Source organism: Butyrivibrio sp., assembly GCF_017635265.1.
In the GTDB taxonomy this organism is placed as follows: domain Bacteria; phylum Bacillota; class Clostridia; order Lachnospirales; family Lachnospiraceae; genus Butyrivibrio.
Genome location: NZ_JAGBLU010000137.1, coordinates 17,336 through 30,814, shown reverse-complemented (window position 1 = coordinate 30,814; position 13,479 = coordinate 17,336). Strand labels below are relative to the sequence as shown.

Below are 13,479 nucleotides of genomic sequence, written 5' to 3'. Positions count from 1 at the left end.
ACTCCAATAACTTATTGACCGCAAAAAAATGTATAATCCGCATTAAATTACAAAGGGATTATACATTTTCTCATGTCCTACTGTAGTTAATTCGCCATGTCCCGGATAAACAATCGTTTCATCGGGAAGTGGAAAAATCTTTTCCTTAACCGAACGGATAAGCTCGCTTGTAGATCCCGTCGGAAAATCTGTTCTTCCAACCGATTCTTCAAATAGCGTATCTCCGCTTACGAGTATCCCACCGTCTTCAAAGTAATAACAGCAACTTCCTGATGTATGTCCCGGAGTTGCTATAAGCTTACAACTCATACCTGCAGCAGTTATAATTTCTCCATCCTCACAAAAACCATCAGGTGATATTTTCAGATGCATTCCGTAATCATTTGAAAGATTAAGATACGCATCAGAGCACATGGCACGTTCCTTTTCATAGCAATAAATCCGTGCATTAGAAAGTTCTCTTAGCTCTTGCGCTCCGCCTATATGATCAAAATGAGCATGAGTAAGTAAAATCAGGTCTATCACAAAGCCTTTTTCAGTCAGCTTTTCAAATATTTTTGCCCCCTGATCAGCCGGGTCAAAGACAATAACATGCTTGCACTCCCCTGAATTACATTCTGCATCAGGATCATAAATAAAATAGCAATTTGTCCCTAACATTCCAAGGGTAAACATCCCAACAGAAAGCTTATTATTCATCAACCGGTCGTCCTCTCAATATCAATGACACTATCAATCTGCCTGATCTTGTCAACAATTTCACGGAGCTGATTTCTTGAAGAAACCCTAAATGAAGTTTCCATCGTTGCAAGCCCCTGTTTACTTGTTCTTGTGTTCATTGAGATAATGTCAATATTCTTCTCGGTAAGAGCTCTTGAAATATCTGCCAAAAGACCATTTCTGTTATTGGCAAATATTTTGATCGTTGCTGCATATTTACCGCTTGAAAGAGAATCAGACTGCCATCTTGCTTCAATAAGCCTTGTTCTGTCCTCTTCCTGCATTTTTATTACATTGACACAGTCTCTTCTATGTATGGACACACCACGGCCTCTTGTAACAAAGCCGCAAATATCATCTCCGGGTACAGGATTACAGCACTTTGAAAATCTTACCGCAACATCATGAACTCCCTTTACGATAATGGCATTATCGGAACCGGAAACCTGCGGAGTAACATTTGATTCAGCAACTGCCGCAAGGACTTCTTCATCTGTAATATTACGCTTGTGCTCTTTGTCATTTAGCTCAAGCATCTTATTTACAATCTGACCTTCTTTAAGTCCGCCGTGTCCTACAGCTGCAAGCACAGCATTCCAGTCATGGAATCCGTATTTTTTTATAACAATATTCTGAAACTCAGGTTTTGAAATTGAGAAAAGATCTATTCCTTTACTCCTGCAATACTCAATAAGAAGCTCACGACCTTTTACAATATTCTCTTCCTTAAGCTCATTTCTAAACCACTGATTAATCTTATTCTTGGTAGATGTGGATTTGGCTATTGCAAGCCAGTCTCTGCTGGGTCCGCGGGAATTCTGGCTGGTGATAACTTCAATCCTGTCACCGTTTTGTATCTTGTAGTCAATAGGAACAAGTTTCCCGTTGACCTTGGCACCGATCATCTTGTTACCAACAGCACTGTGTATGCTGTAAGCAAAATCAATAGGCGTAGATCCGGCAGGAAGATTCTTGACATCTCCTGTAGGAGTAAAGCAATATACATCCTCAGAAAAGAGATTAAGATCACTCTTTAAAAGATTCATAAACTCCTGATTATCAGACATATCCTGTTGCCATTCAAGTATCTGACGGAGCCAAATGAGCTTCTCCTCCTCACCACTTTCAGACTTTTTACCATCGGATGCCTCTTTATACTTCCAATGGGCAGCAATACCATACTCAGCTGCACGGTGCATGTCATAAGTACGTATCTGAATTTCAAACGGCTGTCCTGTCTGACCGATAAGTGTGGTATGTAACGACTGATACATGTTAGGTTTAGGCATGGCGATATAATCCTTAAACCTGCCGGGAATAGGTTTATACAGTTCATGAATTACACCAAGAGCTGCATAACAATCTTTTACAGTCGCCACAATAATCCTTATGGCAAAAAGATCGTAAATCTGGTCAAGTGTCTTATTCTGATTACGCATCTTTTTATATATGCTAAAGAAATGCTTAACTCTGCCATTTACCTCACCGGAAATTCCCGCAACGGAAATAGCACCTCGAACATGCTCGCATATATCTTCTACATATTTTTCTCTCTCGCTTTTTCTGGTAGCCACCTTTTCAACCAGATCATAATATACATCCGGTTTAAGATATTTAAGAGAAAGATCGTCAAGTTCAACTTTAATTCGGCTGATACCGAGCCTTCCGGCTATAGGAGAATAAATATCCAGCGTCTCCTGTGCAATCCTTGACTGCTTTTCCGGAGGCATATGAGATAATGTTCTCATATTGTGAAGTCTGTCTGCAAGTTTTATCAGTATAACTCTGATATCCTTGGCCATGGCAAGAAACATCTTGCGCAGGTTCTGAGCCTGAATATCAAGCTGCTCCTGAGTTTTTCCGGCGCTGTCAGTAGTAAGCTGTAAAGCAGTCAGTTTAGTAACTCCGTCTACCAAAAGAGCTACATCTTCACCAAACTTCTCCTCGATTTCCTCTTTGGTACAAATAGTATCTTCGACAACATCATGTAAAAGACCTGCCGCCAGAGTCTCTTTGTCAAGTTCCAAATCAGCCAGTATTATTGCAACACAAAGAGGGTGAATTATATATGGTTCACCCGATTTACGTCTCTGGTCCTTATGAGCTTCTGCGGCCATCTGATATGCTTTTTCAATAAGAGAAATATCATCTGATGGATGATATTTTCTTACTCTTTGAATCAGCCCTTCGTAAAGCACATCCGGTGACTGAAACTCCTCTATGGCCTCAATTTTTCCGTCGTCAAAGTTTTGTGCCATAGATTACTTCCCTTCGTAGCTAATAGCTGCATCAAGTCTGTACTTGCTAAGTCTTTCTCTTCCCTTAAGACCCTTAAGTTCCATAAGAACAAGAAGTCCGGCAACCTCTCCGCCGAGCTTCTCAACAAGCTTAATCATAGCTTCGATTGTTCCGCCTGTTGCCATAAGATCATCAACAAGAAGTACCTTCTGGCCCGGTTTAATAGCGTCCTTATGAATTTCTAGAACAGCTTTACCATACTCAAGATCATACTCAACCTCGATTGTATCGCATGGAAGCTTACCTTTCTTACGAACCGGAACAAGAGCCTTGCCTCTTGAATACGCAATTGGAGCACTGAAAATAAATCCTCTTGACTCAGCACCGAGTACAACATCAAAATCAAGGTCAGAAACAAGTCTTGTCATCTCATCAATTGCAAGTTTGAATCCGTCCGGATCCTGCAAAACAGATGTTATATCCCTGAACATAATTCCTTCTTCAGGGAAGTTAGGAATGGTTCTAACGTAATCTTTTAGTTCTTTCATATTTGATCCTCTCTGATAAAAACAATACTTCAATTTAGAATTATAGCACAAATACTGCACTTTAACACAAATATTTATTCTTTTTTACTTGTAAATCATCCCGGGTACTTGTATAATAAAACTTGTGCTTTGTAGCAGGCTGGAATAGCGCAGTTGGTAGCGCAACTGATTCGTAATCAGTAGGTCGTGGGTTCGAGTCCCATTTCCAGCTTTCCGATATATCAAAAGCTGTGAAAAGATTTTTTTCTTCTCACAGCTTTTTTATTTAGATATTACTTTTTCTTTTTTGTGTTTTTGGAAGTTGTTTTTGTTGAGGCTTTACCTGAAGCGTTTGAAGATTTAGTTGAACTTTTCTTTTTGGTTGAAATACTCTTTATTGCATCAGCTGACACAATTCCAAGAATCCTCTCCTCCTCAATCTTCTCATACTTTTCTTCTATAGCTTTTTCCTGCTCCAAAAGTTCTCTTTCATATTTTTCTTTCAGTTCTTTTAAAAGTCTCTCTTCTTCCTGACTCTGCTTTTCTTTCAGAGCAGCAAGTTTTTCCTGACGCTCAGCTTCTTTCTTGTTCTCTTCCTCTTCCTTTATGGCACGTATTTTCTTTTCCTGTTCAGTATAAGGAACATAACTGAAAATACATAGTGAAACAGCCCCAATCCTGACAGAAAGAGAATAATCCCTGCCATCAACTTCTTTTCTTCTGGCTTCCTTTTTACCGGTATTTAAAACTCCGCTTCCTCCATAAGAAACATCATCACTGTTAAAAATTTCAGTATATCTGCCGTCTGCGGGAACTCCTATCTCAATTTCCCTTTCAACGCCGGCCATATTGGCTATTACAAGAAGCATTTCCTTGGAATCACTGCTTTTTCTGACAAATGAAAGCATGCACTCATCGGAAGCCATATTGTTTATCCATTCAAAACCACTGTCAGAACTGTCAAGCTGATGAAGCGCTTCGTGATCATAATACAGCTTATTAAGCTTTGAAAGCATATTTTCTACAAAAATGGACTGATCGACAGTAAGGGCATCCGGCTCCATATAAAGATGTTTTCTCCCCGGATGAACCATCATATAGCTTATTGCCAGACGAAGATTTGCCATTTTCTGAGATGAGTCACCGGGCATCAGATAATACAATCCTTCAAGTCCCTTTTCAAGCTCTTCGTGTGTAAAGCCCAAAACAAATCTCTCTGTATAGCTGTAGATAATACTAAATGTAAGCTCATCATGATGTCCGGCTCTGAACAGAGGATCATTTTGCATGTAAGATAAGAAATCTCTTGTCCATCCGTTGTTCCACTTGTAATCAAATCCAAGTCCGCCATCATCAACAGTATCTGTAACCTGCGGCCAGCATGCCGTCTCTTTTGTGAGCATAATAACGCCGGGATTGCTCTTATGTATAACGGTATTTAGCTGCTTAAGAAATTCCAAAGCTTCTAAATTTTCATTGCCGCCATAGATGTTAGTTATCCATTCACCCGGTTTTCTGTCATAATCCAGATAGAGAATCTTGGATATATCAGAGGTTCTAAGACCATCAACATGAAAAGTCTCTATCCAGTAAAGTGCATTGGAAATAAGGAAATTTGTAACTTCCTTGCGACCATAATCAAAAATCAGATCGCCGGACTTTGGATGTACGCCAATCCTTGGATCCTCATATTCATACAGGCACTTGCCATCAAAACTGTTAAGTCCGCAGGAGGATTTCGGGAAAAAGGTCGGAACCCAGTCAAGCAACACTCTTATTCCTGCACCATGGCAGGCATCAATAAATTTCATGAACTCTTCAGGAGAGCCGTTCGCATCATCAAGCGCAAAGAAATCCAAAATATGATAAAAATGTCCCGGAACATGTTTCATAACCGGCATAAGTTCAATTGTATTAAACCCATGGTTCTGAACATATTCCAAAATGTCAGATGTAATCTCCTCTATGGAACTTCTTTCGGCATGACGCCCCGTAAAAGCTTCCAAAGATATTTCGCATATTGAAAGCGGTGCTTCATCAAGTTCAAATTTTCTTCTCTGAGCAAGCCACTTGGAGTCATTCCATACAATTGATTTTCGGGAGCATATAACAGAAATAATCCCATTTTCACCACGACTCTGCATAGCATATGGATCAGGGCGTTTAAAAATAAGTCCGCTTCTGGTTTTTATCTCAAACTGATATCCGTCATTTTCTTTGGCTCCCGGAACAAAAATCTCGAATACTCCCATTGGATCCAATCTGTGCATCTGGCAAATCCTGCCATCCCAGTTGTTAAAATCGCCAATAACACTGACTCTTGCAGCAGACGGCGCCCATACAGCAAACAATGTTCCCTGCACAGTTCCTCTTTTCATAGGATGTGCACCAAGCTTCTCATAAATATGGTAATGGATGCCACTTCCAAGCTTTATAAAATCCTCTCTGTCCATATATGGTCCGAAGGCATAAGGATCATCAACAGCTTTTTCATTTCCCTCGACATCTGTAATTATCAGCTTATATTTAAGTTTCTCTATATACGGAACAATAACCGCATAAAAACCGGCCTCATCCGCCAATTCCATAGGATAAGTCTTTTTAGTGTTTTCAACCAGAACACTTACCTCTTTTGCATCAGGATAAAAGGCCTGAATAAGGTAATTGGCACCAACCTTATGAGCCCCGAGAATTCTATGAGGATTATCGCCATCAGAGTAAATAATCTCCTCAATTTCCGGCCAGTTCATCATCTTATATAACTTATTATTCATGTCTCCCTCCCCATTGGGTAATTTATACGTGTAAATTACTATATTATTGTACCACAGATATCATGAATAAATAAACCGCTCAGGAGTTTTGGTTCAAACCAGGTTGACTTAGGCGGCATAAGGCGTCCCGAGTCTGCCACTCTAAAGAGTTCACCTATGGAAGTAGGGTACATGGAAAATCCAACGGCATAGCCATTTTGACACCTTCTTTCTATTTCAGAAAGTCCCCTTATACCTCCTATAAAATCTATTCTTTTATCGGTTTTAGGATCGTCAATGCCAAGAACCTTTGAAAGAATCTCATTCTGAAGAACAGAAACATCAAGCCCTTCTACAGCATCATCTTTTTTTACACTGTCTTTAGCTTCAAGCCTGTACCATACTCCATCTAGATACATACCAAACTGTCCCTTGTGATCCGGTTTAACCGCCTCATTTTCTCTATCTATATCAAACTTTTCAGAAACAGTTTTCAAAAAATCAGAAACAGAAAGTCCATTTAAGTCCTTAACAATTCTGTTGTAGTCCATTATTTCAAGTTCATCATCAGGAAAAAGAACCGACAAAAAATAATCCGATTTGAGCTTTCCTCTTATTTTCCCTTCATTTTCCTCTCTCTTTTTTAGTCCCACTTTAACCGCAGACGCGCATCTGTGGTGTCCATCAGCAATATAAATGGAATTAATTGATGTAAAAATTCTACTGATAGTATTTACTTCATCTTCATCAGAAATAACCCAGACTTTATTATGTACTCCATCCTCTGATTCAAAATCATAAACCGGTTCATCCACTTCTTTTACCTTTGAAACCAGCTCCGAAATAAGCCTGTTTTTCCTGTAGCAAAGAAATATCGGCCCGGTCTGAGCATCGCAGGTATAGACATGCTTTATCCTGTCTTCTTCCTTGTCAGCTCTCGTATTCTCATGCTTTTTAATAATTCCTCCAAGGTAATCATCTATAGAAGCACATGCAACGATTCCGGTCTGGCTTCTTTCTTTAAAAACCTGCTCATAAATATAAAAGCACTTCTCCTCATCCTGAATAAAAGAGCCATCTTCCATTTGTTTTTTTAGCATATCCCTTGCTTTTTCGTACACTTCAGGAGCATACATATCATAGTCTTTCGGAAAGCCCGTTTCCGGCCTGTCTATGGCAAGAAAAGAATCCGGATTGTTTTTTACCGCTTCGAAGGCTTCTTCTCTGCTAAAAACATCGTATGGAAGTGCAGCTTTTTTCTTTACTATATTCGTATTTGGTCTAAATGCCCTAAAAGGTCTTATGTCAGCCATTTTTCATCCTCCAATATATTAAAATCGAGTAGGATTTTACTCCTACCCGATATTATAATACCTTTTTATTTATACGTCTTTTCTAACAACTCTTACTCTTATAACTCCATCTATCTTTTCAAGCTTACTTACAAGAGCATCTTCAATTCCATCTTCAAGGTCAATCAAAGTATACGCATAATCGCCACGGGACTTATTGGTCATATCAGAAATATTATAACCGGCCTCTCCTATTTCAGTAGTGAACTGACTGATCATGTTGGCAATGTTTTTGTGATAAATAGCCATTCTCGGATTGTTGCAAACACCCATATCACAATTAGGGAAATTAACCGAATTGTTGATATTACCATTTTCAAGGAAGTCTTTTAACTCAAGAACCGCCTTTACAGCACAGTTATCTTCAGATTCCTCTGTTGATGCTCCAAGATGAGGGATAACAATGCATCCGTCATGTCCGGCTGTTGTAGGATTAGGGAAATCAGTAACATACTTTCTGATTTTTCCTGAATTGATTCCTGCCAAAACTGCGACTTCATCACATAGAATGTCTCTTGCAAGATTTATGATGATAACGCCTTTTTTCATCTTTGCAATAGCTTCCTGACCGATCATTCCCTTTGTGGAATCAAGAGCCGGTACATGTACTGTGATAATATCACACTTAGAATAGATATCATCCACATTAGTAACATGCTTAACATCAGAAGAAAGTCTCCATGCTGCATCAATTGAAAGATAAGGATCATATCCATACACTTCCATTCCAAGCTGTCTTGCAGCATTTGCAACTCGTACACCTATCGCACCAAGACCGATAATTCCGAGCTTTTTGCCAAAAATTTCAGTTCCGGCAAATTTCTTTTTTGACTTCTCTGTAAGCTTTGCAATATCAGGATCACCTGCATTTGCTTTAACCCACTCGGTTCCACCGATAATATCTCTTGAAGCAATGAGCATAGCAGCAAGAACCATTTCTTTTACGCCATTCGCATTGGCTCCCGGAGTATTAAAAACAACAATACCGTCCTTTGCGCACTTATCAAGCGGAATATTATTAACTCCCGCGCCGGCTCTTGCTATAGCCAAAAGATTTTTGGAAAACTCCATTTCAAGCATATTGGCGCTTCTGACAAGAATCCCCTGTGCATCGTCAACATTATCGACAGCTTCATATTTGTCAGTAAAATTATTAAGACCAATCTTTGCGATAGGATTTAGACATTTGTACTTATACATGCTTCAGGCTCTCTCCTTTTCAAATTTATCCATGAATTCAACAAGTTTCTTTACGCCCTCTATAGGCATCGCGTTATATATGCTTGCTCTCATACCACCAACAGTTCTATGTCCCTTAAGACTGACAAATCCTGCTTTTGTAGCTTCTGCAATGAATTCAGCATTAAGTTCATCACTATCAGTAATAAACGGTACATTCATAAGTGAACGGTCTTCCTTGCGAACGGTACCCTTAAACATTTTGCTCTGGTCAAGATAATCATACAGAATTGCTGCCTTTTCCTCATTGCGCTTTTTCATTTCCTCAAGTCCGCCCTGAGCCTTAAGCCATTTGAACACAAGACCGCACATATAAATACTCCAGCAGTTTGGTGTGTTATACAAAGAACCGTTATCTGCCTGAGTTTTCCATTTGAGCATTGTAGGTGTATATGACGGAACATCATCTCTGATAAGATCTTCTCTGATAATGCTGATAACAAGTCCGGCAGGTCCGACATTCTTTTGAACACCGCCATAAATAACGCCGTACTTTGTAACATCAACAGGTTCAGATAAGAAACATGAAGAAACATCCGAAACAAGAATATGTCCTTTAGTGTTTGGCAGAGTCTTAAACTTGGTGCCATAAATTGTGTTATTCTCGCAGATATAAACATAATCAGCATCTTCCGGTATCGGAAGATCTGAGCAATCCGGAATATAGGAGAAAGTTTTGTCAGCACTTGAAGCAACTTCTATGGCTTCACCATACTTTTGCGCTTCCTGATATGCTTTTTTAGCCCACTGTCCTGTGATAATATATGCTGCCTTGCCATTTTTCATAAGGTTCAGAGGAACTGCTGCAAACTGCTGGCTTGCGCCTCCCTGTAAAAAGAGAACCTTATAATTGTCAGGAATATTCATGAGATCCCTGATATCCTGTTCGGCTGTCTGAATGACATTATCAAAGGTCTTGGATCTATGGCTCATCTCGTTGATTGACATACCGCATCCGTTGTAATCGAGCATCTCTGCAGCTGCCTGCTTAAGCACTTCTTCCGGCAGCACTGCTGGTCCGGCACTAAAATTATAAACTCTTGACATCTTTCTCCTCCTTAAGCTGTGTACATAAGTTTGAGATTTTTATACGAGCAGAAAGTCCCTTCAATGTGCATCCCACTAATAAAAATCTCAAACTTATGAATTTACATTCTCGTAAAAACGAACAAACACTTTAATGATTTGAATTGTTAAATTCAACTCTTAAAATACATTGTAGTCGTGATAAAAAAAATGTCAAGAATACAATTCCATAATTAATGTTATTTAATTTTTCAAAAATGAATTTGTGGATTTTTTATTGAAAAACCGGCAAAGATTTGTTACATGAAATAAGGATATGAAAAGGCATATTCTTAACTCATCAAGGCTTCTTTGCCGCCCGAATCAGTAATATAGAATCACAGGAGTCCCGACTTCTACAACTTCCCAAAGCTGAGAAACCTGATCAAGAGGACAATTAATACAGCCGTGAGAGCCATCTCTTTTATATATTTCTTCTCCAAATTTTGACCTCCAGGTGGCATCGTGAATGCCAACTCCTTTGTGAACTCCAAGCCAATAATTTACATAAGAAACATAATCCACGCCGATAAGATTTGTGTGATATCGTTTATTATAAACCGGAAATACTCCTGTCGGTGTACCTCTACCCCTGTTTACATTTCCGGTAACTATAGGCATATTCATATTGAGTTTCCCATCAACATAGTAAGACAGCTCCTGTTTCCCCATGTTTACTTCTATATATGTTTCTCCGAGACTTTCTTTTGCATCATAAGAAACTACAGAATCCTGATACTGCAGTTTTCTTACTTCTTCATTTGATTGACTTCCTGAAATATATGCTTCTTTTAGATGCTCAAATTCAGAATTTATATCATAAACAAGTCCATTGCCTTTACTATTGTTATTAATGGCAATATCTACATTCTCATTGCCGTCCTGATACTGATTAAGCCCCCATTCAGTACCGTGATCAGCCATCATTTTGTATAAACACTCATACATTTTGTTTTCGCTCAGAATAAGATTTCCGTTTTCATCAATAAGAAACCCGTAGATATTATAAAAGCCTTCCTCCTCAGGAAATTTCTGTTCCTCATTACCTAAAATAAAATATCCGCTGCCGGGTTTGTTTTTTGATACTTTTTCTTCTTTTGCACTTTCAATATCACTTTCGGTCATAATAAAAGAACCGGCAATGTTCTTATCAATCTGCAGCTTCTCTTCTCCAATTTCATAAGTGATACCGCAAGTCTGAACTTCGTCTATTTTCTCAAAAAGATCAATAACCTTTTTCTGCTCTTCATTAAGCGTAATATCCGTATAGCAGCCGTCAAAGTTGTACAGTTTAATGTCTGTTTTTAGCGAAATAATGCTATCTGTGACAACCTCAGTTATCTTATCCTCTACCGGAGCCTTGCTAAGATTGTCTTTAAGCACATAGCCACTATCTTTTGTTTTTTCTATACTGATATCAAGACTATCTCCATCGAGAAAAATTTCCCAATCAGAGATAATATTTTTTACATTTTCTTCATCAATTGAAACATCGGGAGTAAAATTTGCAACCAGGCCCTTAAAAAAATAATAGCCCCAGGCAAAAGGATTTTTATCAGACAGATACGAATCAAGAGTACTTGTAAAGTCTATACTCACACCCGCATCCTTAGCAGAAATAAAGAGCTCTGCTCCGCTAATATCAGTGACGTTTATACCATCATACTGATACTTTTGGCAGAGCTCTTCGTTTACTTCATCAACACTTTTTCCGGTACAATACACACCGTTGATCCATGTAAAGCAAGGGAACCCATTCATATAATAAAATCCAAGTCCTATATAAACAGCTATAAATGCCGCAACTGATGCAGCAAGTACAATCAACAATCCCTTTACAACTTTACTCATGATCTCCCCCAAAATCACTTTCCATTTTTATTTCTTTGAAGCAAGATCACCTGCATCAAAGGCCTCGCTGATAGATGCTCCTGCCGGAACCATTGGGAACACCTTATCATCTTCTTCTATTATACAATCAATAACGACCGGGCGGTCGGATTTTATTGCTTTCTTTAGAACAGATGCTACTTCTGACCTTTTGGTTATCCTGTAAGCAACGCAGCCAAGGCCCTCAGCAACTTTGCAATAATCGACCTTATCCTCAAAAATTGTCTGAGAATAATGCTTTTCGTAAAACAGAGTCTGCCACTGTCTTACCATTCCCAGCACATTATTATTAATAACGATTTCAATTACAGGAAGGTTATACTTGGAAGCCGTGGCAAGTTCATTCATATTCATTCTAAAACATCCATCACCGGCTACATTGACACAAAGCTTGTCAGGATTGCCTGCTTTTGCACCAATGCATGCACCAAGGCCATATCCCATGGTTCCAAGACCACCGGATGTAAGAAAAGTCCTTGGATGTCTGAACTTATAATACTGTGCTGCCCACATCTGATGCTGTCCAACATCTGTAGAAATAATAGCTTCACCTTTTGTAAGCTTATCAAGCTCCTCAATAATATATGGACAGGTAAGCTTGTCAGTTTCATAGCTCAATGGATATTTCTTTTTATAATCATTAATCTTAGCAATCCATTCAGCATGATCCATCTGTGAAATCTCGGCATTAATACCTGCCAGAACTTCCTTTAAATCACCGACAATCGCAAAATTTGTTCTGATATTTTTATTGATCTCTGCCGCATCAATATCTATCTGAAGGATTTTGGCTTTCGAAGCAAAGGTCTTGGCATTACCGGTTACTCTGTCTGAAAACCTTGCTCCCAAAGTAATCAAAAGGTCGCACTCGCTGACACCAAAATTTGATGTCTTTGTTCCATGCATACCGATCATGCCTGTGTAAAGCTCATCTGTACCGTCAAAAGCGCCCTTGCCCATCAAAGTGTCACACACAGGTGCATCAATAGTGTGCGCAAAGGTCTTAAGTTCCTCCGCAGCTCCCGATATGACCGCACCACCACCAACATAAATGTATGGTCTTTTTGATGCCTTGATCATTTTTACAGCATTAAGAATATCATCATGTGTAAATAAAGCTTCAGGCTTTTCATTTTCTATTTTTACCGCCTTATAATCGCAGCTCTTCTGAGTAACATCTTTGGTAATATCGACAAGAACAGGTCCCGGACGACCGCTCTTTGCAATCTTAAAAGCTTTTCGTAGTGTACTTGCAAGTTCTTTTACATCTTTTACAATGTAGCCATGTTTTGTGATGGGCATCGTAATTCCGGCAATATCCACCTCCTGAAAAGAGTCTTTACCGAGCAAAGGCAAATTTACATTACATGTTATAGCAACCATCGGAACAGAATCCATATATGCTGTAGCAATGCCTGTCACAAGATTTGTGGAACCCGGCCCGCTGGTAGCCATGCACACTCCGACTTTACCGGTTGATCTGGCATATCCATCTGCCGCATGAGCAGCTCCCTGCTCATGTGACGTTCTGATATGTAAAAAATCATTCTGCTGTTTGTATAATTCATCATAGATATTAAGTATAGTGCCACCGGGATATCCAAAAACGGTATCAACGCCCTGCTCCTTGAGACACTCTAAAACAATCTGTGCTCCTGTTAACTGCATGATTAAGCTCCTTAATTCAGTAGTTTT

The 13,479-nt window shown here is 39.2% G+C and carries 9 protein-coding genes and 1 tRNA gene; 1 reads left to right on the top strand and 9 read right to left on the bottom strand.

What is annotated here, in order from left to right; genetic code table 11:
• Positions 1–42: 42 nt before the first annotated feature.
• Genes J6O61_RS16940 through J6O61_RS16930 form a run of 3 tightly spaced genes read right to left on the bottom strand, consistent with a single transcriptional unit; the run spans position 43 to position 3,506 of the window.
• Entirely contained in the window at positions 43–699 is a 657-nt protein-coding gene (locus J6O61_RS16940; protein ID WP_292215496.1) for an MBL fold metallo-hydrolase, read from the bottom strand.
• Positions 699–2,978 carry a RelA/SpoT family protein gene (locus tag J6O61_RS16935; RefSeq protein ID WP_292215495.1) on the bottom strand — a complete coding sequence of 760 codons (2,280 nt, stop codon included), beginning with the start codon at positions 2,976–2,978 and terminating at the stop codon, positions 699–701. The genes J6O61_RS16940 and J6O61_RS16935 overlap by 1 nt, the downstream gene beginning before the upstream one ends.
• A 3-nt stretch (positions 2,979–2,981) precedes the next feature.
• Positions 2,982–3,506: an adenine phosphoribosyltransferase gene (locus J6O61_RS16930; RefSeq protein ID WP_292215494.1), complete on the bottom strand. Its 525-nt coding sequence runs from the start codon at positions 3,504–3,506 to the stop codon at positions 2,982–2,984.
• Positions 3,507–3,644: 138 nt separating this feature from the next.
• On the opposite strand from J6O61_RS16930, the gene J6O61_RS16925 reads away from it, so the two are divergent.
• Positions 3,645–3,717 (top strand) — tRNA-Thr (locus J6O61_RS16925).
• 61 nt (positions 3,718–3,778) lie between these two features.
• Here the strand turns inward: J6O61_RS16925 and glgB are convergent.
• The 6 genes from glgB to ilvB form a co-directional block, all read right to left on the bottom strand.
• The gene (gene glgB / locus J6O61_RS16920) at positions 3,779–6,259 is read right to left on the bottom strand and encodes a 1,4-alpha-glucan branching protein GlgB (RefSeq protein WP_292215493.1); all 2,481 of its coding nucleotides are present in this window, start codon (positions 6,257–6,259) and stop codon (positions 3,779–3,781) included.
• A gap of 38 nt (positions 6,260–6,297) precedes the next feature.
• Complete coding sequence (locus J6O61_RS16915) at positions 6,298–7,551, bottom strand: DUF1015 domain-containing protein (protein ID WP_292215492.1); 1,254 nt, start codon at positions 7,549–7,551, stop codon at positions 6,298–6,300.
• A gap of 69 nt (positions 7,552–7,620) precedes the next feature.
• Positions 7,621–8,790: a phosphoglycerate dehydrogenase gene (locus tag J6O61_RS16910; protein ID WP_292215491.1), complete on the bottom strand. Its 1,170-nt coding sequence runs from the start codon at positions 8,788–8,790 to the stop codon at positions 7,621–7,623.
• 3 nt (positions 8,791–8,793) lie between these two features.
• Positions 8,794–9,876, bottom strand: coding sequence for a 3-phosphoserine/phosphohydroxythreonine transaminase (serC, locus tag J6O61_RS16905; protein WP_292215490.1), 1,083 nt, complete (start codon positions 9,874–9,876; stop codon positions 8,794–8,796).
• A gap of 342 nt (positions 9,877–10,218) precedes the next feature.
• Positions 10,219–11,745, bottom strand: coding sequence for a L,D-transpeptidase (locus tag J6O61_RS16900; RefSeq protein WP_292215489.1), 1,527 nt, complete (start codon positions 11,743–11,745; stop codon positions 10,219–10,221).
• 27 nt (positions 11,746–11,772) lie between these two features.
• Positions 11,773–13,452: a biosynthetic-type acetolactate synthase large subunit gene (ilvB, locus tag J6O61_RS16895; RefSeq protein WP_292215488.1), complete on the bottom strand. Its 1,680-nt coding sequence runs from the start codon at positions 13,450–13,452 to the stop codon at positions 11,773–11,775.
• Positions 13,453–13,479 lie beyond the last annotated feature (27 nt).

Coding starts and splice junctions, on each gene's coding strand:
- J6O61_RS16940 (WP_292215496.1), bottom strand. CDS start 699: ATGAATAATAAGCTTTCTGTTGGGATGTTTACCCTTGGAATGTTAGGG.
- serC (WP_292215490.1), bottom strand. CDS start 9,876: ATGTCAAGAGTTTATAATTTTAGTGCCGGACCAGCAGTGCTGCCGGAA.
- J6O61_RS16935 (WP_292215495.1), bottom strand. CDS start 2,978: ATGGCACAAAACTTTGACGACGGAAAAATTGAGGCCATAGAGGAGTTT.
- ilvB (WP_292215488.1), bottom strand. CDS start 13,452: ATGCAGTTAACAGGAGCACAGATTGTTTTAGAGTGTCTCAAGGAGCAG.
- glgB (WP_292215493.1), bottom strand. CDS start 6,259: ATGAATAATAAGTTATATAAGATGATGAACTGGCCGGAAATTGAGGAG.
- J6O61_RS16915 (WP_292215492.1), bottom strand. CDS start 7,551: ATGGCTGACATAAGACCTTTTAGGGCATTTAGACCAAATACGAATATA.
- J6O61_RS16910 (WP_292215491.1), bottom strand. CDS start 8,790: ATGTATAAGTACAAATGTCTAAATCCTATCGCAAAGATTGGTCTTAAT.
- J6O61_RS16900 (WP_292215489.1), bottom strand. CDS start 11,745: ATGAGTAAAGTTGTAAAGGGATTGTTGATTGTACTTGCTGCATCAGTT.
- J6O61_RS16930 (WP_292215494.1), bottom strand. CDS start 3,506: ATGAAAGAACTAAAAGATTACGTTAGAACCATTCCTAACTTCCCTGAA.